This window comes from Shinella fusca, assembly GCF_014203155.1.
Lineage (GTDB): Bacteria > Pseudomonadota > Alphaproteobacteria > Rhizobiales > Rhizobiaceae > Shinella > Shinella fusca.
This window is the reverse complement of sequence record NZ_JACHIK010000002.1, coordinates 406,799-427,735: the sequence shown is the minus strand read 5'-3', so window position 1 is coordinate 427,735 and position 20,937 is coordinate 406,799. Positions and strand designations below refer to the sequence as shown.

21 protein-coding genes and 1 pseudogene are annotated in these 20,937 nt (G+C 67.5%); 7 read left to right on the top strand and 15 right to left on the bottom strand.

All coding sequences use genetic code 11. The features are described from left to right. Window positions 1–16: 16 nt before the first annotated feature. The 9 genes from HNQ66_RS04255 to HNQ66_RS04215 form a co-directional block, all read right to left on the bottom strand. Complete coding sequence (locus HNQ66_RS04255; RefSeq protein ID WP_184141208.1) at window positions 17–1,267, bottom strand: Na+/H+ antiporter NhaA; 1,251 nt, start codon at window positions 1,265–1,267, stop codon at window positions 17–19. 136 nt (window positions 1,268–1,403) lie between these two features. Continuing rightward, on the bottom strand, window positions 1,404–2,015 hold the full coding sequence (gene ureG, locus HNQ66_RS04250) for an urease accessory protein UreG (protein WP_184141206.1): 612 nt from the start codon (window positions 2,013–2,015) through the stop codon (window positions 1,404–1,406). A gap of 34 nt (window positions 2,016–2,049) precedes the next feature. Continuing rightward, a complete protein-coding gene (locus tag HNQ66_RS04245; RefSeq protein ID WP_184141204.1) occupies window positions 2,050–2,712 on the bottom strand; it encodes an urease accessory protein UreF in 663 nt (220 codons plus the stop codon). Then, window positions 2,705–3,157, bottom strand: a complete 453-nt coding sequence (gene ureE, locus HNQ66_RS04240; RefSeq protein WP_184141202.1) for an urease accessory protein UreE — start codon at window positions 3,155–3,157, stop codon at window positions 2,705–2,707. The genes HNQ66_RS04245 and ureE overlap by 8 nt, the downstream gene beginning before the upstream one ends. 11 nt (window positions 3,158–3,168) lie before the next feature. Continuing rightward, on the bottom strand, window positions 3,169–4,881 hold the full coding sequence (gene ureC / locus HNQ66_RS04235; RefSeq protein ID WP_184141200.1) for an urease subunit alpha: 1,713 nt from the start codon (window positions 4,879–4,881) through the stop codon (window positions 3,169–3,171). Continuing rightward, window positions 4,881–5,186 carry an urease subunit beta gene (locus HNQ66_RS04230; protein WP_184141341.1) on the bottom strand — a complete coding sequence of 102 codons (306 nt, stop codon included), beginning with the start codon at window positions 5,184–5,186 and terminating at the stop codon, window positions 4,881–4,883. The genes ureC and HNQ66_RS04230 overlap by 1 nt, the downstream gene beginning before the upstream one ends. A gap of 2 nt (window positions 5,187–5,188) precedes the next feature. Beyond that, a complete protein-coding gene (locus HNQ66_RS04225; RefSeq protein WP_184141198.1) occupies window positions 5,189–5,764 on the bottom strand; it encodes a HupE/UreJ family protein in 576 nt (191 codons plus the stop codon). A gap of 19 nt (window positions 5,765–5,783) precedes the next feature. After that, the gene (locus HNQ66_RS04220) at window positions 5,784–6,086 is read right to left on the bottom strand and encodes an urease subunit gamma (protein ID WP_184141196.1); all 303 of its coding nucleotides are present in this window, start codon (window positions 6,084–6,086) and stop codon (window positions 5,784–5,786) included. Between the two features lie 10 nt (window positions 6,087–6,096). After that, complete coding sequence (locus HNQ66_RS04215) at window positions 6,097–6,945, bottom strand: urease accessory protein UreD (protein WP_343059426.1); 849 nt, start codon at window positions 6,943–6,945, stop codon at window positions 6,097–6,099. Between the two features lie 472 nt (window positions 6,946–7,417). Here HNQ66_RS04215 and HNQ66_RS04210 point away from each other — a divergent pair, with 472 nt between their 5' ends. From HNQ66_RS04210 to HNQ66_RS04190, 5 genes are all read left to right on the top strand, one after another. Then, complete coding sequence (locus HNQ66_RS04210) at window positions 7,418–8,926, top strand: PAS domain-containing sensor histidine kinase (protein ID WP_184141194.1); 1,509 nt, start codon at window positions 7,418–7,420, stop codon at window positions 8,924–8,926. Next, window positions 8,922–9,542: a response regulator FixJ gene (fixJ, locus tag HNQ66_RS04205; RefSeq protein ID WP_184141337.1), complete on the top strand. Its 621-nt coding sequence runs from the start codon at window positions 8,922–8,924 to the stop codon at window positions 9,540–9,542. Before HNQ66_RS04210 ends, fixJ begins: the two co-directional genes overlap by 5 nt. Window positions 9,543–9,637: 95 nt before the next feature. Continuing rightward, a complete protein-coding gene (locus HNQ66_RS04200; RefSeq protein ID WP_184141191.1) occupies window positions 9,638–10,285 on the top strand; it encodes a helix-turn-helix domain-containing protein in 648 nt (215 codons plus the stop codon). A 68-nt stretch (window positions 10,286–10,353) separates the two neighbouring features. Continuing rightward, complete coding sequence (locus HNQ66_RS04195) at window positions 10,354–10,758, top strand: baeRF12 domain-containing protein (protein WP_184141189.1); 405 nt, start codon at window positions 10,354–10,356, stop codon at window positions 10,756–10,758. 38 nt (window positions 10,759–10,796) lie between these two features. Next, entirely contained in the window at window positions 10,797–11,009 is a 213-nt protein-coding gene (locus tag HNQ66_RS04190; protein ID WP_184141181.1) for a hypothetical protein, read from the top strand. A 7-nt stretch (window positions 11,010–11,016) separates the two neighbouring features. On the opposite strand, the gene mgtA is transcribed toward HNQ66_RS04190, so the two are convergent. The 6 genes from mgtA to arcD form a co-directional block, all read right to left on the bottom strand. After that, the gene (gene mgtA / locus HNQ66_RS04185) at window positions 11,017–13,584 is read right to left on the bottom strand and encodes a magnesium-translocating P-type ATPase (RefSeq protein ID WP_184141179.1); all 2,568 of its coding nucleotides are present in this window, start codon (window positions 13,582–13,584) and stop codon (window positions 11,017–11,019) included. 37 nt (window positions 13,585–13,621) lie between these two features. Then, window positions 13,622–14,443, bottom strand: a complete 822-nt coding sequence (locus tag HNQ66_RS04180; RefSeq protein WP_184141177.1) for a universal stress protein — start codon at window positions 14,441–14,443, stop codon at window positions 13,622–13,624. A 70-nt stretch (window positions 14,444–14,513) separates the two neighbouring features. Continuing rightward, the gene (arcC, locus tag HNQ66_RS04175) at window positions 14,514–15,446 is read right to left on the bottom strand and encodes a carbamate kinase (protein ID WP_184141175.1); all 933 of its coding nucleotides are present in this window, start codon (window positions 15,444–15,446) and stop codon (window positions 14,514–14,516) included. 1 nt (window position 15,447) lies between these two features. Then, on the bottom strand, window positions 15,448–16,449 hold the full coding sequence (gene argF / locus HNQ66_RS04170) for an ornithine carbamoyltransferase (protein WP_184141173.1): 1,002 nt from the start codon (window positions 16,447–16,449) through the stop codon (window positions 15,448–15,450). Between the two features lie 15 nt (window positions 16,450–16,464). Beyond that, window positions 16,465–17,682 (bottom strand): arginine deiminase, encoded by a 1,218-nt coding sequence (locus HNQ66_RS04165; RefSeq protein ID WP_184141171.1) that lies wholly within the window; start codon window positions 17,680–17,682, stop codon window positions 16,465–16,467. Window positions 17,683–17,705: 23 nt separating this feature from the next. Further along, window positions 17,706–19,175, bottom strand: a complete 1,470-nt coding sequence (gene arcD / locus HNQ66_RS04160) for an arginine-ornithine antiporter (protein WP_184141169.1) — start codon at window positions 19,173–19,175, stop codon at window positions 17,706–17,708. A 140-nt stretch (window positions 19,176–19,315) separates the two neighbouring features. On the opposite strand from arcD, the pseudogene HNQ66_RS23405 reads away from it, so the two are divergent. Together HNQ66_RS23405 and HNQ66_RS23520 are read left to right on the top strand one after the other, a co-directional pair. After that, window positions 19,316–20,347: pseudogene (locus HNQ66_RS23405) on the top strand (zinc-dependent alcohol dehydrogenase family protein); the annotation flags it as partial. A gap of 237 nt (window positions 20,348–20,584) precedes the next feature. Then, the gene (locus HNQ66_RS23520) at window positions 20,585–20,926 is read left to right on the top strand and encodes a GNAT family N-acetyltransferase (protein ID WP_281396973.1); all 342 of its coding nucleotides are present in this window, start codon (window positions 20,585–20,587) and stop codon (window positions 20,924–20,926) included. Window positions 20,927–20,937: the final 11 nt, after the last annotated feature.

Here is a 20,937-nt window from a genome sequence, read left to right as displayed (position 1 = left end):
GACTATACCCGGGCCGCTACACGCTCCGGCGCACCCTGCAGATACGACCGGCGGCAATGGCGATGACGGCACTGACAAGGCTGAATAAAGCCCCCATCTTCGCCGCGTCCTGAACCGGCCCGGCCGGGAAGGCAACCGAGGCCACGAACAACGCGACGGTGAACCCGATGGCAGCGACGCAGCCGACGACGGGCAGGTCGCGTATCTCCATGCCCTGGGGCAAGCCGAGGCGCAGCGGATAGGCGGCGATCCAGCCGAACAGGGTGATGCCGAGGGGCTTGCCGATGATCAGCCCGAGAAGCACCAGCCAGGTGGGCTCGGAAATGGTCGAGAACTCGACGCCGGCATTGAGCAGCCCGAAGCCGAACAGCACGAACTGCACGGGCACCTTCAGGCCATGCTCGATCACGTTGAGCAGGTCGGTCTGGTAACGCTCCTCCTCGGCGAAGACGCCGAATTCCCGCTCCGCATGCGGAATGGTCGGCACGATGGGCAACAGGCCGAGCGCCGGATGCAGGCCGGCCATCTGGAAGGCGTACCAGCTCAGTGCACCCGCCAGCGCCCAGGGCCAGAATCCCAGCGTCTTGCGCACCCAGGTGGAACGAGGCCGGTCCTGGTTACCCCGGTCGAGCCGGCGCGGCAGCACATTGGCAAGGAAGAAGACGCCCAGCGCCGCGGCGAGCGAGAGCAGAAGCCAGGCCGGCGCCACCTCGCCCGAAGGATAGAAGATCGCAAGGATGGCGAGCCCGCCGGCATCGTCGGCGATGGCGAGGAGAAGCAGGAAGCCGATCGCCGGATGACGGGCGCCGAAGACCATCCGCCCGACGAGATAGGAAAACGCGATATCGGTGGCCGTCGGGATGGCCCATCCGCGCGAGACATCCGCAAGAACGCCAAGAGCCATGGCGAGGCAGAGATAGACGACGACGGGGCCTGCCATGCCGCCGACGGTCGCGATCAGCGGCGTCAGCGCCTTGCGGCCGCGAAGCGCACCGTCGCGAAGCGCCACGGCCTCCCAGACCTCCTTGGCGGCGATGGCGAAGAAGAAGGCCATCAGCCCGTCGTTGAAGAGGAAATGCAGGGTCATGACCCTGCGCGGCGCGTCCTCATGGGCTTCCAGCACACCGACCGGCCCGCCGGCCCACAACTGGAAATGCACGAGGGCGTGATAGCTGTCGGGCGCCGTATTGGCCCAAAGCAGCGCGATCACCGCGCCGCCGATCAGCATCAGCGAGTAGTCGGTGACATAGTTCCAGACACGATACATCGGCGCCCTCCTTCTGGGGCGTCGACCCCGGCATCTCATCTATACAGGAAGATCGTCCATATATGACGATCTCGCAAGCCTTTCAGGACGTTATCGACAAAATGCGACGCCGCTCGGGCGGCCCCGCATCCTTCCCTCACAATCCGCCCTGGATGCGCAGGAAATCGACGATGCGGTCCACGCCGTCTGCGCGCTTCATGTCGGAGAAGACGAAGGGGCGCCCTGCGCGCATGCGCGTCGCATCCCGCTCCATGACGTCGAGATCGGCGCCGACATGGGGCGCGAGATCCTTCTTGTTGATGACGAGGAGGTCCGAGCGGGTGATGCCAGGCCCGCCCTTGCGCGGGATCTCCTCGCCCTGGCAGACCGAGATGACATAGATCGTCAGGTCCGCAAGATCGGGCGAGAAGGTCGCCGCGAGATTGTCGCCGCCCGATTCGATGAAGACCACGTCGAGATCGGGAAAACGCCGGTTGAGATCGGCGATGGCCTGCAGGTTGATCGAGGCGTCCTCGCGGATCGCCGTGTGCGGGCAGCCGCCGGTCTCCACGCCGACGATGCGCTCAAGGGGCAGCGCCTGCATGCGCATGAGCGCCTCGGCATCCTCCTTGGTGTAGATGTCGTTGGTGACGACGGCGAGGGAATAGTGCCCGCGCATCGCCTTGCAGAGCTTTTCTGTCAGCGCCGTCTTGCCGGAGCCGACGGGACCGCCGATGCCGACGCGCAAGGGGCCGTTCTTCGATGTCATTCCCACCTCCTGAAAATCCGGGTTTGCAGCCTTCTCACGAGCGGAAGAGCCGCGTCGGCAAAGTCTCGTGGCGAAGGCTCGCGATCTCGGCCCGCAGCGTCGCGGCCCCGAGATCGTCCAGTGTGGAACCCGCGGCCCGCGCCGCCGATGCCAAGATCCGCGCCTCCAGTCCCGCCAGCACCGTCACGCCGTCCTTCTGGCCGATGACGCCGCAGCGGATGGCGACCGAGACGAGGTTCGACGCGACAGCATGCAAATAGGCGGCAAGCCCCGCCTCCGCTGCAATGCCATGAGCCGCCGCCACCGCGCCGACCGCGACCGGATAGGCCGCCGCCCCGCCGAGACGGTCGAGAACCGGATGCGGCCAGTTCGCCGCCGCCGAAAGGAAGGCCCCGCCCTGCAGCATGGTTTCGCGATGCCGCTCCGCCGAGCCCGACAGGGCCTCCGCAAGCACCGCGGCCTCCGCCAGCCGCTCATCGTCGGCCAAGGCGTTATGCGCCTCGGCGAACAGCACGGCGTCGTTCCAGAGAGTGCCATATGCAAGGAGGCTTTCGAGCCAGTCCTTCAAGGTCCCGGCATCCCGCACGTCGCCATCCGCCACGACCTGCTCCAGCCCGCCGGAATAGGAGAAGGCGCCGACCGGGAAGGCGGGCGACAGCCAGGTCATCAGCCGGACGAGATCGGCCGTTTCAGTCATGGCCGTGGTGATGGTGGCCGTGATAGGCGCCGCGCAGCGGATGGAAAGGCTCGGATATCTCGCGGACCGATGCGCCGAGCCCTGTCAGCATGTCGCGGATGACGTGATCGCGCAGGATCAGGATGCGTGCCTCCTCGATCTGCGCCGGCAGGTGGCGGTTGCCGAGATGCCAGGCAAGCTCGACGAGATGCAGCCTGTCCTTCGGGGTCACCTCGTAGAGCAACTCCTCCGCCGCGATTACCTCGACGGTCTCGCCCGTCTCCGTGAGAATGAGGTCGCCATGGGCCAGCAGCACCGGCGCCTTGAGGTCGAGCATGACGACGTCGTCATGCTGCATGTGCAGGAGCTTGCGGCGCACATGGCGCTGGTCGTGCGGCAGGACGACCACGTCGATGGGGGTGCGGCCGTCGTCGGGCTTCAGGATTTCGGTGGAGCGGTAGGGCAAGGCCGACCCTTTCAGAACAGGAAGTAGCGCTGCGCCATGGGCAGCACGGTCGCGGGCTCGCAGGTGAGCAGCTCCCCGTCGGCGCGCACCTCGTAGGTTTCGGGATCGACCTCGATATGCGGGGTCGCGTCGTTGAGGATCATCGAGGCCTTGGAAAGGCCGCCGCGGGTGTTCTCGACGGCCACCATGTCCTTGGTGACGCCGAGGCGCGCCTTCAGGCCGCCCTCCAGCGCTACCCTGCTGACGAAGGTGACGGAGGAAAGTGCCGGAGCACGCCCGTAGCTGCCGAACATCGGCCGGTAGTGCATCGGCTGGGGCGTCGGGATGGAGGCGTTCGGATCGCCCATGGGTGCTGCCGCGATGGTGCCGCCGACCAGCACCATGTCCGGCTTGACGCCGAAGAAGGCGGGGTTCCACAGGACGAGATCGGCGCGCTTGCCGGTCTCGACGGAGCCGACATGCTTCGAAAGCCCCTGCGCGATGGCTGGATTGATCGTGTATTTGGCGATGTAGCGCCGGACGCGCAGATTGTCGTTGTCGCCGGTTTCGCCGGGCAGGCGGCCGCGCTGCACCTTCATCTTGTGGGCCGTCTGCCAGGTACGGATCGGCACCTCGCCGACGCGGCCCATGGCCTGGCTGTCGGAGGAGATGATCGAGAAGGCGCCGATATCGTGAAGGACATCCTCCGCGGCGATGGTCTCCTTGCGGATGCGGCTTTCGGCAAACGCGATATCCTCGGGGATCGACGGCGACAGGTGGTGGCAGACCATCAGCATGTCGAGATGCTCGGCGATGGTGTTCTGCGTATAGGGCCGCGTCGGGTTGGTCGAGGACGGGATGACGTTGGCAAGGCCGCAGACGCGGATGATGTCCGGCGCATGGCCGCCGCCCGCCCCTTCCGTGTGGAAGGCATGGATGGTGCGGCCCCTGAAGGCGGCGATGGTGTCCTCCACGAAGCCGCTCTCGTTCAGCGTGTCGGTGTGGATCATCACCTGCACGTCGTAGTCGTCGGCGACGGAAAGGCAGGTGTCGATGGCGGCAGGCGTCGTGCCCCAATCCTCGTGCAGCTTGAGGGCGCAGGCCCCGCCCTCGATCATCTCGACGAGCGCCGCCGGCTTCGAGGCGTTGCCCTTGCCGGAAAGGCCGAGATTGATCGGGAAGGCGTCGAAGGACTGGATCATCCGCGCCAGATGCCAGGGGCCCGGCGTGCAGGTGGTGGCGAGCGTGCCGTGGGCAGGGCCCGTGCCGCCGCCAAGCATGGTGGTGACACCGGACATCAGCGCCTCCTCGATCTGCTGCGGGCAGATGAAGTGGATATGCGCGTCGATGCCGCCGGCCGTCAGGATGCGCCCCTCGCCCGCAATGACCTCCGTACCGGGGCCGACGACGATATCGACGCCCGGCTGGGTGTCCGGGTTGCCGGCCTTGCCGATCTTCGCGATCAGCCCGTCCTTCAGGCCGATATCGGCTTTCACGATGCCCCAATGATCGACGATCAATGCATTGGTGATGACGGTGTCGACCGCCCCTTCGGCGCGCGTCGCCTGGCTCTGGCCCATGCCGTCGCGGATCACCTTGCCGCCGCCGAACTTCACCTCCTCGCCGTAGACGGTGAAATCCTTCTCGACCTCGATGAAGAGTTCGGTATCGGCAAGGCGCACGCGGTCGCCGACGGTCGGGCCGTACATCTGCGCATAGGCGGCGCGGGAAAGGTGGGCGGCCATCAGAGTTTCCCCATAACTTGCTGGCGAAAACCGTAGATCTCACGGTTGCCACCGATCGGCACGAGCCGCACGATACGCTCCTGCCCCGGCTCGAAGCGAACGGCGGTGCCCGCCGCGATGTCGAGGCGCATGCCGCGCGCAAGGGGCCTGTCGAAGGAAAGCGCCGGGTTGGTCTCGAAGAAGTGGTAGTGCGAGCCGACCTGGATCGGCCGGTCGCCGGTATTGGCGACGGTGAGCGTCACCGGCTCGCTTCCCGCGTTCAGCACGATATCGCCGTCGCCCGTCAGGATTTCCCCGGGGATCATGGTCACGCCCCCGCCACGAGCCAGAGGCCGCCGAGCGCCGCAAGGCCGCCGGCAATCCGCGCCGCGATCCGCCCGGCGCGCCCGCCGAGGCCGAGGCCCAGCGCCACGCCCGCGCCATGCAGCAGCGCGGTCGCCGCCGCAAAGCCGGCCATGAAGGAAAGGCCGCTCGCGCCGCCGAGCTCCAGTCCGTGCGCATAGCCGTGGAACAGGGCGAAGAAACCGACGACGGCCATGCCGACCGCGGCCGGCACCTGAAGGGCCACCATCGCCAGAAGCCCGATCACCACGACGGAGGCGGCAATGACCGGCTCGACGAAGGGCAGGCCGAGCCCGCCGAGCGCCGCGAGGAACCCGACGCTCATCGCCGCAACGAAGGCGGCGGGCACGGCCCAGAGCGCCCGCCCGCCGATCAGCGATGCCCAGAGGCCGACGGCGACCATGGCGAGCAGGTGATCGGCGCCCGTCAGCGGATGCGAGAAGCCGGCTCCGAGCGAGCCGTGCGCGGCCGGATCGAGATGGGCGAAGGCCGGGCTTGCGGCCGCGCCGGTCAGAAGCAGTGTGAGAAGCAGTCTTTTCATCGGTTTGCCCTTTCAAAAGTCAGCGGATCGGCTGGTGGACGGTCACGAGCTTCGTTCCGTCGGGGAACGTCGCCTCCACCTGCACGTCGTGGATCATCTCGGCGATGCCCTCCATCACCTGGTCGCGCGTCACGACATGGGCGCCCGCCTCCATCAGGTCGGCGACCGGGCGTCCGTCGCGCGCGCCCTCGACCACGAAATCGGTGATGAGCGCGATGGCTTCGGGATGGTTCAGCTTGACGCCGCGTTCCAGCCGTTTGCGCGCCACGATGGCGGCCATGGCGATCAGCAGCTTGTCCTTCTCGCGGGGGGTGAGGTTCATGGGACCTTTCCTATAATTGCCAGACTTTCGGCAGCGGGCGTCCGGCGAGCAGAAGCGAAAGAAGCGGTTCGAGACGCTGGCGGAGCGCAAGGCCGGAGGCCGCGACGAGACGTACCAGCAGCTTGCCGTCCCAGGCGCTCGCCCCGCCCGCATCCCCGATGGATGCGCGCACGGCCTGAAGCAGCCGCTCCGGCTCGGGCGCTGCGTAGAGGACGGTCGCCATGGCGGTGCATCCGGATAGCGTCGCAGGCCGGGCAAGCCGGGCGGCGATGGCGCCGGAAACGCGGAAATCCTCGGCGAAAACCAGCCTGCCATCGCGGCGGATGCGCCAGCGATCGTGCAGCGCGCCGTGGGAAAGGGTCTCGCCCATGGCGGTGCGGCCGAACAGCACCGCCTCCACCGCCACGAGCTCGGCATCGCCTTCAAGGTCGGCCTCCAGCCGCCGCGAAAGGCACCCGCCGTCGAAGAGGATGGTTTCCTGCGGCAGCCAGGCAAGGCGGCCGCCGGCGCCGACCATAAGCCTGTTCGTCACCGTTGCCGCCTCGCCTGTCGAACGATAGACCCGCTCGCAGGCCTGCGTGGTGACCGTCGCCGCCGTCGCGCCCGCAGCCTCGATTTCGGCGGATATCCGGTCGCCGCCCGCAAGCCCGCCCGCCGTGTTGATCAGGATCGCTTCCGGCGGCGATCCGGGCAAGGGCGTCGGCAGGCGGATCTTGACGCATCCCTCCTGGTAGAGCGTCCGCAGCCGCGTCGTGCCATGGCGTCGGTGGAAGGCAAGCCGCGCGCTGCCCTCGGCGCGCTGCATGCGCACCGGCACGGCCGAGCCGTCCGGCACATCCGGCGCGGGAAACACGATCACCGGCAACCCCGTCCGGCGCGGTGATCGGATATGTGCCCTCTGTCGAAATCGCCCATGGTCTGCGTGGCCCCGATGGTTGTCCCCACCACGATGCAAGGGCCATGCCATCCGTCTGCGTGACCGAAATCCCGGCAAAAGCGCCCGCAGCAGCCATGATCGCCGCAGGCCCCGGAAGGCATGCGCCTCAAAATTATGCATTCGCACAAATTTCAGCCTTCGCCGGCTGACGGAGAAATGAAACGGAGCCGCCGCGGGCATTTTGATCCGCGTCAATGCAGCAGGGCGCCGGGCGGCGTTTGCTGGATTGCCTGCCGGATCGAGCCCACCGGGCAAAGCAAGCCGCTGCGCGACCTGTGGCCGGCAACCTGAGGTCGCCCTGCACGCTTCCCTTCATGCGCGCATGGATATATTCTCGACGCCAGTCAATATGTCCTCGGATGGTGCCGAAACCGGGCGTCTTGACGGGAGAGGCATGCCGGCGCGCGATTTGCCACGATTGCAGGGACGCTTCCTGCAGACCATCTTTTCACCACGCTTCGAAGGAAGGGCGGGGTATGTCCTTGCGCTGATCGCCGTCGCCGCGGTCTTCATCGCCCGATGGCTGCTGCAGGGCGTGCTTGGAAACACGGCGCCCTTCATCCTCTTCACGCCGGTCATCCTCGTCGCGGCCATCGCGGGCGGCATGGGGCCGGGCCTGCTGGCCTCGCTGCTCTCCCTCATCGGCGCGGCCTATATAGCCGGCCCCGACCAGGCTGTCGGGGTGCAGACGGGCCTCTTCGCCTTCGTCGGATTGACGATCACCTGGATGGGCGAGATGCTCCATCATGCACGCCGGGCAATCGACAAGACGGAAGGCGCGCTGAGGGCGCGCGAGGCACATCTCCGCCTGATCCTCGACACCGTTCCCGATGCGACGGTCGTCATCGACGAACAGGGGCGGATCACCTCGTTCAGCGCCGCCGCGGTGCGGCAGTTCGGCTACAAGGAAGCCGAAGTGATCGGCCAGAACGTGCATATTCTCATGCCGGATCCCTATCGCCACGAGCATGACGGATATATCCGCCGCTATGTCGCGACGGGGGAAAAGCGGATCATCGGCATCGATCGCGTCGTCGTGGGGCGCCGCAAGGACGGTACCACCTTCCCGATGAAACTGGCGGTCGGCGAGATGCGCTCGGGGAACGGGCGGTATTTCACCGGCTTCATCCGCGACCTCACCGAACGCGAGGAGTCCGAGGCCTTGCTGCAGGAGGCCCAGAGCGAACTGGCGCGGCTGGCGCGCCTCAACGAACTGGGGGAAATGGCCTCGACGCTGGCGCACGAGCTCAACCAGCCGCTCGCGGCCATCGCCAATTACGTGCAGGGCTGCGTCCGGCTTCTGGACGGCATCGCCGAGGGGCCGGCCGCACAGATGCGCGAGGCGCTGGCGGATGCCGCCCGGCAATCGCTGCGCGCCGGAGAGATCATCCGCCATTTGCGGGAATTCGTCACACGCGGCGAGACGGAAAAGGCGCCGGAGGACCTGCGCAAGCTGATCGAGGAAGCCGCTGCGCTCGCGCTTGTCGGCTCGCGCGAGCTCGGCGTGCGGACGGTGTTCGCCTTTTCGCCCGATACGAAAGAGGTGCTTGTCGATCGCGTACAGATCCAGCAGGTTCTCATCAACCTGATGCGCAATGCGATGGAAGCCATGCGCGAGAGCAGCCGGCGCGAGCTGACGGTCCGCACCATGCGGGGCGAGGCCGGCATGGCCTTCGTCGAGGTCGCCGATACGGGCCCCGGGATTCCCGTCGAGATCGCGGCACGTCTTTTCCAGCCCTTCGTTACGAGCAAGGCAAGCGGAATGGGCATAGGGCTCTCGATATCCCGGCGCATCATCCAGGCGCATGGCGGCGACATATCGGCAGTCCGGAACGGCGATGCGGGAACGACCTTCCGCTTCTCGCTTCCGATTGCCGGAGAAGGGAGGGCCCATGACGATTGACAGCTATGTCGTCCACGTCGTCGACGACGAGGAACCCGTGCGCAAATCGCTTGCCTTCCTCCTTACGATGTCGGGTTTCACCGTGCGCGTACACGAATCGGCCACACGCTTTCTCGACGTGGCGCCGACGCTTGCGAAGGCCTGTCTCGTCACGGACCTGCGCATGCCGGACATGAGCGGGGTCGAACTCCTGGAAAAGCTCGGTGCGGCCGGCCTTCTCATTCCCGCCGTCGTCATCACCGGCCACGGCGACGTGCCGATGGCCGTGTCGGCCATGAAGGCGGGCGCGGTCGATTTCATCGAAAAACCCTTCGAGGACCGGACCCTGATCGACGCGATCACGCGTGCCGCCAGCCGCCTCGAAGACGCGACCGAGATATCCGCCGACATCGCGACGTTGCGGGCGCGCCTGAACAGCCTTTCCGAACGGGAACAGCAGGTCCTTTCCTCGGTCGTCGCGGGGGCGGCAAACAAGACCATCGCCTACGACCTCGACATCAGCCCGCGCACGGTGGAGGTGCACCGCGCCAACATCATGTCGAAGATGCAGGCGAAAAGCCTGCCGGAACTCGTGCGCATGACCATCGCCCTCAAGGCCGCCGGCAAGGCACGCTAGGCCGCGCCTACGTAGTTTCCCTTACGGAGATGACCGAATTTCCGTGTCGCCGGATTTGCGCGATTGATCGTCCCATCGACATTCGGGGAAAGATCATGGCGCTTCACGAAGAAATTCAGGCATCGTTCTACCGCAAGGCCGCATTCGAGCCGGGGCTTGCCGCCCGCCCCGCGAATGGCGAGGCTCCGACCTTCTTCAGCGCAGGCGCCGAGATCTACGCGCAGGGGGAAAAGAGCAGCAGCCTCTATACCGTCGAGTTCGGCGCCGTGCGCGTCTATCGGCTCCTTGCCGACGGCCGCCGGCAGATCTCCGCCTTTCTCCTTCCCGGCGAGATGTTCGGGTTCGAGACGGACACCACGCATCACTTCTTCGCCGAAGCCATATGCGCCACCGGAATCAGGATCCAGCGCGCGACGCTGCTGCAAGGCGACCTTGCCGGCGCGCTCCTGCCCATGGCGCTGCAAAGCCTCGTGCGGGCGCAGGAACACCTGCTCGTGCTCGGCCGCCACAGCGCCGCCGAGCGGGCCGCCGCATTCCTGCTCGACATGTCGGAACGCCAGGGCGGCCTGCGGCGTCTGGACCTGCAGATGTCGCGCGCCGATATCGGCGACTATCTCGGGCTCAGCATCGAGACCGTGTCGCGCGTGTTCTCCAGGTTCCGCCAGAAGGGCATCATCCGGCTGCCGAACCTGCGCGGCGTCGAAATCGTCAAGCTCCAGGCGCTGAAGGACCTGGCCGCCTAGCCGGTGCCGGCGCATCCGAACAACGATACCGCCGCGGACCGGCGGACGAACAGACAGGGAGAAACACAATGATCTTGCCGAACGGTGCAACGGTGGCGGTCGTCGACGGGCGGACGATGCTACTGTTCCAGAACATCGCCCACGAGCCCGGCATCGAGCTCTTCGCCCTGCCGGAACCGCGGGTGGAAGAAGACCACGCCGGGTCCGGCGGACGCCACCGGAACAGCGCGGGAAATCCCGACAAGGCCCGCCTTTCGGAGGACAACTTCGCAGCGGCGGCAAGCGCTGCCCTGAACCGGGCCGCGATCGCCGGAAGCATCGGCAAGCTCCTGATCGTCGCGGATTCGCGAACGCTCGGGGAGATGCGCCGGCACTTTCACAAGAGCCTGCGGGACAGGCTGCTCGGCGAAATCGCGAAAGATATGACCGGGCACTCGAGAACGGAGATCGAGGCGGCCATCCGGACGGCTTGAATGCGCGTTCGCATCGGGCTCCTCGCAGGCATCGCTCCATGTGGCAACCGGCTTCCACTGCGCCCTACAATCAGGATCTCGAACTGGCGGTCTTCGACCGGGACGGCATGAATGCGCTCGTGTTCCCCTGCCGGCGAACGCTGGTCGGCTGGGTCAAATCCGGCACGAGGGAGCATGTCGAGATATCGCCGACCCATTGGCGCGCCTGGGGCGAAAGCGACCCGGCCGGCAACGGGCGGCACGCGCCATGAGCCTCTCTCAACCGCGGCGCCGGCGTGCGAAGAACCAATGCTTCATGGCTTCGGACGCCGCCAGATAGGCGAGCGTGATTGCGACGAGCCCGCCGAGGACCGGGAGCGGCAACGGGACGAAACCGAACCAGTCCGCACCCGGCAGGAAGGGAATCGCGACGGCGAGAAGGCCGACGACCAACGTCAGCCATGAGAGAAGCGCGCTCGGGCGGCTCCGCCAGAAGGCCTTGCGGGTGCGGACCACCAGCACGATGGCAAGCTCGGTGATGAGGGATTCGACGAACCATCCGGTCTGGAACACCCCGGCCGCCGCCCCGGCGGCAAGGAGGAGAAAGGCGAAGGTGATGAAATCGAAAACCGAGCTGACCAGCCCGAACGTCACCATGAAGCGGCGCACGAAGGCGATGTCCCACCGCCGCGGCGTGCGGACCTGATCGGCGTCGACATTGTCGGTGGCGATGGCGAGCGAGGGCACGTCCGAGAGGAAGTTGTTGAGAAGGATCTGCGGGGCGAGCAGCGGCAGGAAAGGCAAAGCGAGCGAGGCGAAGGCCATCGAGACCATGTTGCCGAAATTCGCGCTGGTGGTGATCGAGATGTACTTCATCGTATTGGCGAAGGTCCTGCGCCCGTCGTCGACCCCGCGCAGCAACACGCCGAGATCGCGCTCGAGCAGGATCATGTCGGCAGCCTCGCGCGCCACGTCCACCGCGCCCTCCACCGAGATGCCGACATCGGCCTCGTGAAGGGCCGGCGCATCGTTGATGCCGTCGCCGAGATAACCGACGACATGGCCGTGCCTGCGCAGCGCCGCGATGATGCGCTCCTTCTGGTTCGGGTCGATCTCGGCGAAGATGTCGTTCTGCGTGACGCGGCGCACCAGCGCCTCCTTCGTCAGCCGGCTCACCTGCGTTCCGGTAAGGACACGGCGCTGCGGCAGGCCGACGATTTCGGCAAGATGGGCGGCGACATAGCGGTTGTCGCCGGTAATGATCTTCACCTTGATGCCGCGGGCGGCGAGCGCCTTCAGCGTCTCCGCGATGCCTGCTTTCGGCGGATCGAGGAAGAGCAGGAAGCCGGCGAAGGCAAGGCCCGCCTCGTCCTCGCGGCGATAGGCGTCCTGCCGCGAAAAGCGGCGCACGGCGAGCCCGAGGACGCGGTAACCCTGCCCGCTCCAGGCTCTGACCTTTTCGTCGATCGCCGCGGCCCGTGCCGCTTCGAGCGGCACCGGCGCGCCGCTTTCGCCAAGGACGACGGAGCAGGCGGCGACCACGGTCTGCAGCGCACCCTTGCAGATCATCAGGTCCTCCGGCTCGTCCGCCCGGCGGACGATCACCGAAAGCCGCTTGCGGATGAAGTCGTAGGGGATCTCGTCCACCTTGGCATAGGCAGCAAGGTCGTCCTCCACGCCCTTTCCGGCGGCGATGGCCTCGTCCAGCGGGTTCGCCATGCCGGCCTGCAAGGTCGCGTTGAGGAGCGCCCAGAGCCGCACCTGCGGCGCCTCGGCGCCCGATGCATCGCGGCAACCGTCGAGACGGATGACGCCTTCCGTCAGCGTGCCGGTCTTGTCGGTGCACAGGAGGTCCATGCTGCCGAGGTTCTCGATGGCGTCGAGACGGCGCACGATGACGCCGTTCGCGGCCATGGTGCGGGCCCCGCGCGCCAGCGTCACGCTGATGATCGCCGGCAGCAGCTCCGGCGTCAGCCCCACGGCGAGCGCCAGCGAGAACAGCAGCGAATCCACCGCCGGGCGATGCAGCAGCAGATTGGCGAAGAAGACAAGGATGACGATGACCAGCATGATCTCCGTCATCAGGTAGCCGAAGCGGCGGATGCCGCGCGCGAAATCCGTCTCGGGCGCGGCATGGGCGATGGTTGCGGCGATCGCGGCGAACTCCGTTTTCCCGCCTGTCTTCACGACCGCCATCGTCGCCGTGCCGCTGCGCACGGACGTGCCGGTGAAGGCCGTGTTCGTCCGCTGGCCGATGCGCGCCTGCGGAGGGCAGATGCCGGCCGTCTTGACCACGGGGAAGGTCTCGCCGGTCAGCGCCGCCTCGCTGACGTTGAAGTCGCGCGTTTCCAGAAGGATGCCGTCGGCCGGAACGAGGTTTCCCGCCGAGAGCCGCACAATGTCGCCCGGCACGATCGCCTCGACGGGAAGCAGGGCCTCCCGCCCGTCGCGCAGCACGAGGGCCTTGCGGGCGATGCGGGCGGTGAGCGCCTGCATGGCGCGGGAGGCGCCGTATTCCTGCGTGAAGGAAAGAACGCAGCTCGCCAGCACGATGACGCCGATGATGGCGGCCTCGCTGCCCTCGCCGACGATCCCAGACACCACGGCCGCGAAGATGAGGATGAGGACGAGCGGGCTGCGGAACTGCCGCGCGAAGGCGGTGAGTGCCGAGGCGCCGCGCCCTGCCCGGATCGCATTGGCCCCGACGTCATCGAGGCGCGCCCTCGCCCCCTCGCTGGAAAGCCCGGATATACGGGTGTCCAGTTGCGCAAGAAGCGCCTCGGCGGGGATCGACCAATAGGCCGGCGCAGCATCGCTAGCCCGCTGCAAGGGCGATTCTGGCTGCATCTGCCTGCCTCCGCCTCGGCCGCCGTTCCCGGATCCGTCAGCTCGACATGAAACGATGGAGGCGAATCTCGTCGAGCAGCGAGCGGGTCATGCCGCCGAAGACCCATTCCCTGAGGCGGCTGTGCCCGAAGGCGCCCGACACGACGAGGTCGGCATCATGGAGGTCGGCGAGATGGAGCAGGCTGTCGCTCTCCCGGGCGCTCTCGACCGTTTCGCTGCGCGCCGTCACGCCGTGGCGGACGAGAAAGGCGCAGACATCGGTCAGGCTCTCGCGGGCCCAGTGGTCGATCTGCGAGGCCACCGTCGCGACGACGACGTCGTCGGCAGCCTTGAGCAGCGGGATCGCGTCGCACACCGCCCGCCGCGCCTCCCGCGTGTCCTTCCAGGCGACGAGGATTTTCCTGCCGAGCCTGTGTTCGGTGTCCGTCCCCACGACGAGGACGGGGCGGCCCGTCTGCAGGACGGCGCTTCCCGGATCGGACCGGCGGGGCGTGTCCCGCGCCGCCGCGCCGTCGACCGCCTGCGTGACGACGAGGTCGGCCATCCTGGAGGCCTGCACGAGGGCGTAGGTCGGCCTTTCCAGCGCATCGCGCCATTCGGTCTCGACCGTGCCGGCGACCAGCGCCTCGAACTCCTTGCGCAGTTCCTTGAAGCGGCGCTCGTCGTCTTCGCGCATCTGCTGCCACACGTCGGCGGCCAGCGTGGCGCCTTCCGGACCTGTAACCGGCAGGTAGGCATCGGCCGCGCAGAAACCGATCAGCCGGGCGCCCGAACGGCGCGCCAGTTCGGCGGATGCCTTGACGACCGGCTTGATCGGCCCGTCGATATCCAGATTCACCAGAATGGATTTGTAGCTCATTGGACCAATCTCCGTCCGTCTTGATGCCTAACAAGAATAATCGGCCCTCGGCCCGCCACCTTGACGCGGATCAAGCGGGGCCGGTTGCCCCGGCCGTTTCGTCGGGCCCTATCCGCGTTCCGCGCGTTCCCGCGACGATCTCCACGGCGTCCTCCAGCGTCCCGATGGCCGCCGGCCTGCCGGTGGCGCGGGCGAAATCGACCGCCGCCTCTATCTTGGGCCGCATCGAGCCGGCAGGAAAGTCGGCCGGCGAAAGATCGCGCGCCGTCACATGCCCCAGCGGCCGGGCCGAGGGCCCTCCCCAGCCGGCATAGACCGCATCGACATCGGTCAGCATCAACAGGAGATCCGCATCGAGCTGCCGTGCGAGAAGCGCGGAGGCGAAATCCTTGTCGACGACGGCCTCGACGCCGACGAGGCTGCCGTCTTCGCATTCCACGACGGGAATGCCGCCGCCGCCGGCGCAGATGACGACGACGCCGCGCGCAACGAGAAAGGAGAGCACCTCGGCCTCGACGATCGAAAGCGGTTTCGGCGAGGCGACCACGCGCCGCCATTTGTCGTTGTCCGGGGCGATCCGCCAGCCGCGCTCCGCCGCCAGCCTGCGGGCGGCCGTCTCGTCGTAGACGGGGCCGATGGGCTTGGTCGGCGCCCCGAAGGCAGGGTCGTGCGGATCGACCCGCACCTGCGTCAGGAGCGCGGCGAAGAGCCTGTCCCTCACGGCATTGCCGAGCTCCTGCTGGAGGACGTAGCCGATCATGCCGGCGCTCTCGGCGTCGAGCACGTCGAGCGGGAACGGCGCCTCCGGCGTCGCGGCCGCCTGGAGGGCGAGCAGGCCCACCTGCGGCCCGTTGCCGTGGGTGATCACCAGCGCATGGCCGGCCGCGATCAATTCGGCAAGCACCGTTGCCGCGCGGCGGATGTTGGCGCGCTGGTTGTCGGCCGTCATCGGCTCGCCCCGCTTCAGGAGGGCATTGCCGCCGAGCGCGACGACAATCCGCATCTCAGGCTCCGATGGTGGCGACGAGGATCGCCTTGATCGTGTGCATGCGGTTCTCCGCCTGGTCGAAGACGACCGACGCGGCGGATTCGAAGACCTCGTCCGTCACCTCCATGCAATCGATGCCGTAGCTGCGCGCGATGTCCTGCCCGACCTCCGTCTCCGTGTCGTGGAAGGCCGGCAGGCAATGCATGAACTTGGCATAGGGGTTTCCGGTGGCCGCCATCAGCGCGCGGGTGACGCGATAGGGCGTCAGGAGCTCGATGCGTTCGCCCCAGGCGCTCTCCTTCTCGCCCATGGAAAGCCAGACGTCGGTATAGATGAAGTCTGCTCCTTCCACCGAAGCCGTCACGTCCTCGTCCAGCCGGAAGCGGCCGCCGCTCGCCTCCGCGAGCGCGCGGACATGATCGCAGAACGACGGCTCCGGCCAGAGCGAACGCGGCGAAGCGATGCGCATGTCCATGCCGACCTTCGCCGCGCCGACGGCAAGCGACATCGCCACGTTGTCCCGCCCCTCGCCGACGAAGACGAGCGTCATGTCCGACAGGTGCTTGTGCGTGAACTCGCGCATCGTCATGAAGTCGGCGAGGACCTGGGTCGGGTGCGCCTCGTCGGTGAGCCCGTTATAGACCGGCACGCCGGCATAGGCGGCCAGCACGTCCGCCTGGTGCTGGCTGAAGCCGCGGTACTCGATGGCATCGTACATGCGCCCGAGCACGCGCGCCGTATCCTTCATCGATTCCTTGTGGCCGACATGGCTGCCGGACGGGCCGATATAGGTAACGTTTGCGCCCTGGTCGTAGGCCGCAACCTCGAAGCCGGAGCGGGTTCGCGTCGAATCCTTCTCGAAGATCAGCGCGATGTTCCTGCGCACGAGGCGCGGCACCTCCGTGCCGGCCTGCTTGGCCGTCTTGAGGTCGGCGGCAAGGCGCAGCAGGTAGCGGATCTCCGCGCCGGTGAAATCGTCCAGCGTCAGCACGTTTCGGCCATGCAGGTTGACGGGCATGTCGGGTCTCCTCGGTCAGATCGGGTCGCGGGCGATGGGGCAGCTCATGCAATGGCCGCCGCCACGCCCGCGGCTGAGCTCGGCGCCTTCCACGGTGATGACCTCCACGCCGGCGCGGCGCAGCAGGGTGTTGGTGTAGACGTTGCGGTCGTAGCCGATGACCACGCCCGGCTCGACCGCAACGACGTTGTTGCCGTCGTCCCATTGCTCGCGCTCGGACTCGTAGCTGTCGCCGCCGGTCGACACGACGCGCAGGGACGTAAGGCCCATCGCCTCCTTCACCACCTCGACGAAGGGTTTTTCCTCCTCGACGACGTCGACGGCGGCTTCGCCCTCACCCGGGCGCAGCGAGAAGGTGCGCAGCCGGTCGACGACCGGCGGGTACATGGTCGCCAGATCCCGGTCGCAGAAGGTGAAGACGGTATCGAGATGCATGAAGGAACGGTCGCGCGGCATCAGGGCGGCGACGACGCGGGTCGCCTCCCCCGCCGAAAACAGGCTGCGCGCCAGGCCGCCGACCGCCTGCGGCGTGGTGCGCTCGCCCATGCCGACCAGCACGACGCCGCCGCCGACCGGCATGACGTCCCCGCCCTCCAGGCTCACGCCGGGGCCGGGATTGTCGGGCGAGACGAAGGGAAGACCGGCATCGCGGAAGCGCGGGTGGAAGCGATAGACCGCCTCCACATTCGCCGTCTCCGGCTTGCGCGCGGGCCAGTACATGGCATTGACGGAAACCGAGCGATAGATCCAGCAGGAGCTGTCGCGCATGAAGAGCTGGTTCGGCAGCGGCGGCAGCACGAAATCCTGCGGCAGCAGCGTCCGGCCGGTCAGCCCGGCCGGCTGGAAGGGAAGCTCGGCGCGGGCGATGCCGCCGACCAGCAGCGTCGCGAGATCACCGGCCGGCATTTCGTCCAGCCAGCCGCGCAGCTCGTCCACCATGTCGTAGCCGACCACCGAGGCATCGACGCGCCGGTCGAGCAGCCAGTCGCGCGCCTCCGGCAGGGCCATGGTCTCGGCCAGCAGTTCGCCGAAGAGGTGCACGGTGACGCCCCGCTCGCGCAGCGCATCGACGAAGACGTCGTGCTCCTGCCGGGCGCGCTTGACCCACAGCACGTCGTCGAAGAGCAGCGCCCTGCAATTGTCGGGGGTGAGGCGGCGGAGGCTGAGACCGGGCCGGTGCACGATCACCTCGCGCAGCCGGCCGACTTCGGAATGGGCGCCGAGAGCGGCCATGACGGTTCCTTTCGAGGAATGTTTCAAAGGGCGCTGACGGTGCCGGTCCACATGGCGTAGGCGGCATAGAGCCCCACCGCCACCAGCGCGGCCGCAAGGATCGCCTCCACCGGACGGAAGATGCGCTCGCCGTTCTCGCGCCGCGCCCAGACGAAGAAGACGATGCCCGGCGCATAGAGGATGGCGCACATGAAGAGGTAGGAGAGCCCGGCCGCATAGACGAGCCAGAGGCCGTAGGCCGTCGCGACCAGGCCGAGCAGCATGGGGCCGGTCCGGTTTTCGCCGGCGCCGTAGCTTTCGCCGGTCATCGCGAGCTTGGCCGCGTAGGCGCCGGAGAAGATGTAAGGCACGAGGATCGCCGCCGAGGCGATGAAGAACAGCGCCTGGTACGTGCTCTGCGCAAACAGCGTGATGACGAGGAAGGCCTGCACCAGGAGGTTGGTGATGAGGAGCGAGGTCGACGGCACGCCGCGCGCGTTCTCGTGGCCGAAGAATTTCGGCATGGTCCCGTCCTTGCCGGCGACATGGGGCACCTCGGCGGCGAGCAGCGTCCAGCTCAGGAAGGCACCGATGACGGAGACGACGAGCGCCAGGTTGATGAGCACGGCACCCCACGGCCCGACCACCGCTTCCAGCACGCCGGCCATGGAGGGGTTTTTCAGCGCGGCCAGCCCCGGCTGGTTCAGGATGCCGAGCGAGAGCAGCGAGACCAGCGCATAGAGCGCAAGGCAGGTGAAGAAGCCGAGCACGGTGGCCGTGGCGATGTCCTTGCGCCGCTCGGCGCGCGCGGAAAAGACGCTCGCCCCCTCGATGCCGATGAACACCCACAGCGTCACCAGCATGGTGCTCTTCACCTGGTTCATGATCGAGCCGAGCCCGGCATTGCCGAGGCCGGTGAAATCGGCGTTGAAGACGTCGACCTTGAAGGCGACCGCGACGAGGCCGACGAAAAGGACGATGGGCGCGATCTTGGCGATCGTGACGATCAGGTTGACGATCGCCGCCTGCCGCACGCCGGCCATGATGAGGATGTGGATCGCCCAGAGGAGCACGGAGGCGCCGAGCACCGCCTGCCACGTATTCCCGTCGCCGAAGGCGGGGAAGAAGTAGGAGAGCGCGCTGAAGACGATGACCGCATAGGAGACGTTGCCGACCCAGGCGCTGATCCAGTAGCCCCAGGCGCTGTTGAAGCCGACGAACGGCCCGAAGCCGGCCTTGGCATAGGCATAGGGGCCGGCGTCGAGGTCGGGCTTTCGCGTCGCCAGCGACTGGTAGACGAAGACCAGCGCCAGCATGCCGACGGCGGTGATGGCCCAGCCGATCATGATGGCGAGCGGCCCGGCGCCCGCCGCCATGTTCTGCGGCAGGCTGAAGACGCCGGAGCCGACCATCGAGCCGATGACGAGCGCCGTCAGCGCGCCGAGGCGCAGCTTCGTCTCCCTCGTCTTGAAGGCGGGGGCTGTGGATGCGGAAGGAACATCTGCGGCAGTCATGATCGCGTCTCCCGGAGTTCGAGCGTTCCGCAGAGTGTGCGCCCGATCCGCGGGCATCGCTTTGACCCGCGTCAAAGCCCGGTCCGGGCGGGAAAGGCACAATCGCCGCCGTCCGCAACCGATCGCGAAGGAGACATCCGATGAAGGCTCTCGTCTACGAAGGACCGGGACGCAAATCCCTCATGGAACGGCCGATGCCGGTCATCGCCGCGGCGACGGACGCCATCGTCAGGGTGACGCGCACCACGATCTGCGGCACCGACCTGCACATCCTCAAGGGCGACGTGCCGACCTGCACGCCCGGCCGCATCCTCGGCCACGAGGGCGTCGGCATCGTCGAGGAGACGGGTGCGGGCGTCACGCAGTTCACCAGGGGCGACCGCGTGCTGATCTCCTGCATCTCCTCCTGCGGCAAGTGCGAATACTGCCGGCGCGGCATGTATTCCCACTGCACGACCGGCGGCTGGATCCTCGGCAACACGATCGACGGCACCCAGGCCGAATATGTCCGCATCCCCCATGCCGACACCAGCCTCTACCCGATCCCCGAAGGGGCCGACGAGGAAGCGCTGGTGATGCTGAGCGACATCCTGCCCACCGGCTTCGAATGCGGCGTGCTGAACGGCAAGGTACAGCCCGGCGGGTCCGTCGCCATCGTCGGCGCGGGGCCGATCGGGCTTGCGGCGCTGCTGACGGCGCAGTTCTATTCCCCCGCCGAGATCGTCATGGTCGATCTCGACGAAAACCGGCTTTCCGTGGCGACGCGCTTCGGCGCGACGAAGACGATCAGCGCGGGCGGCAAGGACGTCGCGCGGCAGGTGCTGGCGTTGACGGGGGGCAAGGGCGCCGACACCGTGATCGAGGCGGTCGGCATTCCCGCGACCTTCGAGCTTTGCCAGGAGATCGTGGCGCCGGGCGGCATCATCGCCAATATCGGCGTGCACGGCGTCAAGGCCGACCTGCACCTGGAACGGCTGTGGTCGCAGAACATCGCCATCACCACGCGGCTGGTGGACACCGTCACGATACCGATGCTCCTGAAGACCGTGCGGGCGGGCAAGATCGACCCGAAGAAGCTGATCACGCACCGCTTCGCCCTCGATCGGATCGCCGACGCCTACGAGACCTTCTCCAATGCCGCGAACACGCAGGCCCTGAAGGTCATCATCGAGACCGATGCCGCCGGGACGCTTTCGGCGAAGACGGTGGAAGAAACGGGCACGCCCGCCGCCGCGGACGTCTGGAGCTGCGATCTGGCGACCCGGACCGGGCTCGTGCTCCACGTCCGCCCGGTCCGCCCCGAGGACGAGGCGCCGCTGGCGGACTTCTTCACCCATGTGGCGCCGGAGGACCTGCGCTTCCGCTTCCTCGGCGGCGTTCGCGAGGTGAGCCACGAGCGGCTCGTCGCCATGACGAGGGTCGATCACCGGACGACGGAGAACTTCCTCGCCTTCGCCGGTGAGGGCCGCACGATGGTCGCCACGGCGATGGTCGCCTTCGATCCGTCCATGGAAAAAGCGGAAGTGGCGATCTCCGTCCGGCGCGAGGACAAGCACAAGGGCGTCGCCTGGGAAATGCTGCGCCATGTCGCGCGCTATGCGCAGGCCCGCGGCGCGGCATACCTGGAATCGGTCGAAAGCCGCGAGAACCACGAGGCCATCGAACTGGAGCGCGAACAGGGCTTCGTCGCGGTCCCCTACGACGAGGACCCGACCCTGGTCCTCATCCGCAAGGACCTTCGCCGGCCATGAGCGCGACGCCG

What these genes read in the sequence shown, in the direction of transcription:
- HNQ66_RS04255 (WP_184141208.1), bottom strand. Translation starts at nt 1,267, where the DNA reads ATGTATCGTGTCTGGAACTATGTCACCGACTACTCGCTGATGCTGATC.
- ureG (WP_184141206.1), bottom strand. Translation starts at nt 2,015, where the DNA reads ATGACATCGAAGAACGGCCCCTTGCGCGTCGGCATCGGCGGTCCCGTC.
- HNQ66_RS04245 (WP_184141204.1), bottom strand. Translation starts at nt 2,712, where the DNA reads ATGACTGAAACGGCCGATCTCGTCCGGCTGATGACCTGGCTGTCGCCC.
- ureC (WP_184141200.1), bottom strand. Translation starts at nt 4,881, where the DNA reads ATGGCCGCCCACCTTTCCCGCGCCGCCTATGCGCAGATGTACGGCCCG.
- HNQ66_RS04230 (WP_184141341.1), bottom strand. Translation starts at nt 5,186, where the DNA reads ATGATCCCCGGGGAAATCCTGACGGGCGACGGCGATATCGTGCTGAAC.
- HNQ66_RS04225 (WP_184141198.1), bottom strand. Translation starts at nt 5,764, where the DNA reads ATGAAAAGACTGCTTCTCACACTGCTTCTGACCGGCGCGGCCGCAAGC.
- HNQ66_RS04220 (WP_184141196.1), bottom strand. Translation starts at nt 6,086, where the DNA reads ATGAACCTCACCCCCCGCGAGAAGGACAAGCTGCTGATCGCCATGGCC.
- HNQ66_RS04210 (WP_184141194.1), top strand. Translation starts at nt 7,418, where the DNA reads ATGCCGGCGCGCGATTTGCCACGATTGCAGGGACGCTTCCTGCAGACC.
- HNQ66_RS04200 (WP_184141191.1), top strand. Translation starts at nt 9,638, where the DNA reads ATGGCGCTTCACGAAGAAATTCAGGCATCGTTCTACCGCAAGGCCGCA.
- HNQ66_RS04195 (WP_184141189.1), top strand. Translation starts at nt 10,354, where the DNA reads ATGATCTTGCCGAACGGTGCAACGGTGGCGGTCGTCGACGGGCGGACG.
- HNQ66_RS04190 (WP_184141181.1), top strand. Translation starts at nt 10,797, where the DNA reads ATGTGGCAACCGGCTTCCACTGCGCCCTACAATCAGGATCTCGAACTG.
- mgtA (WP_184141179.1), bottom strand. Translation starts at nt 13,584, where the DNA reads ATGCAGCCAGAATCGCCCTTGCAGCGGGCTAGCGATGCTGCGCCGGCC.
- HNQ66_RS04180 (WP_184141177.1), bottom strand. Translation starts at nt 14,443, where the DNA reads ATGAGCTACAAATCCATTCTGGTGAATCTGGATATCGACGGGCCGATC.
- arcC (WP_184141175.1), bottom strand. Translation starts at nt 15,446, where the DNA reads ATGCGGATTGTCGTCGCGCTCGGCGGCAATGCCCTCCTGAAGCGGGGC.
- argF (WP_184141173.1), bottom strand. Translation starts at nt 16,449, where the DNA reads ATGCCCGTCAACCTGCATGGCCGAAACGTGCTGACGCTGGACGATTTC.
- HNQ66_RS04165 (WP_184141171.1), bottom strand. Translation starts at nt 17,682, where the DNA reads ATGGCCGCTCTCGGCGCCCATTCCGAAGTCGGCCGGCTGCGCGAGGTG.
- arcD (WP_184141169.1), bottom strand. Translation starts at nt 19,175, where the DNA reads ATGACTGCCGCAGATGTTCCTTCCGCATCCACAGCCCCCGCCTTCAAG.
- HNQ66_RS23520 (WP_281396973.1), top strand. Translation starts at nt 20,585, where the DNA reads ATGACGAGGGTCGATCACCGGACGACGGAGAACTTCCTCGCCTTCGCC.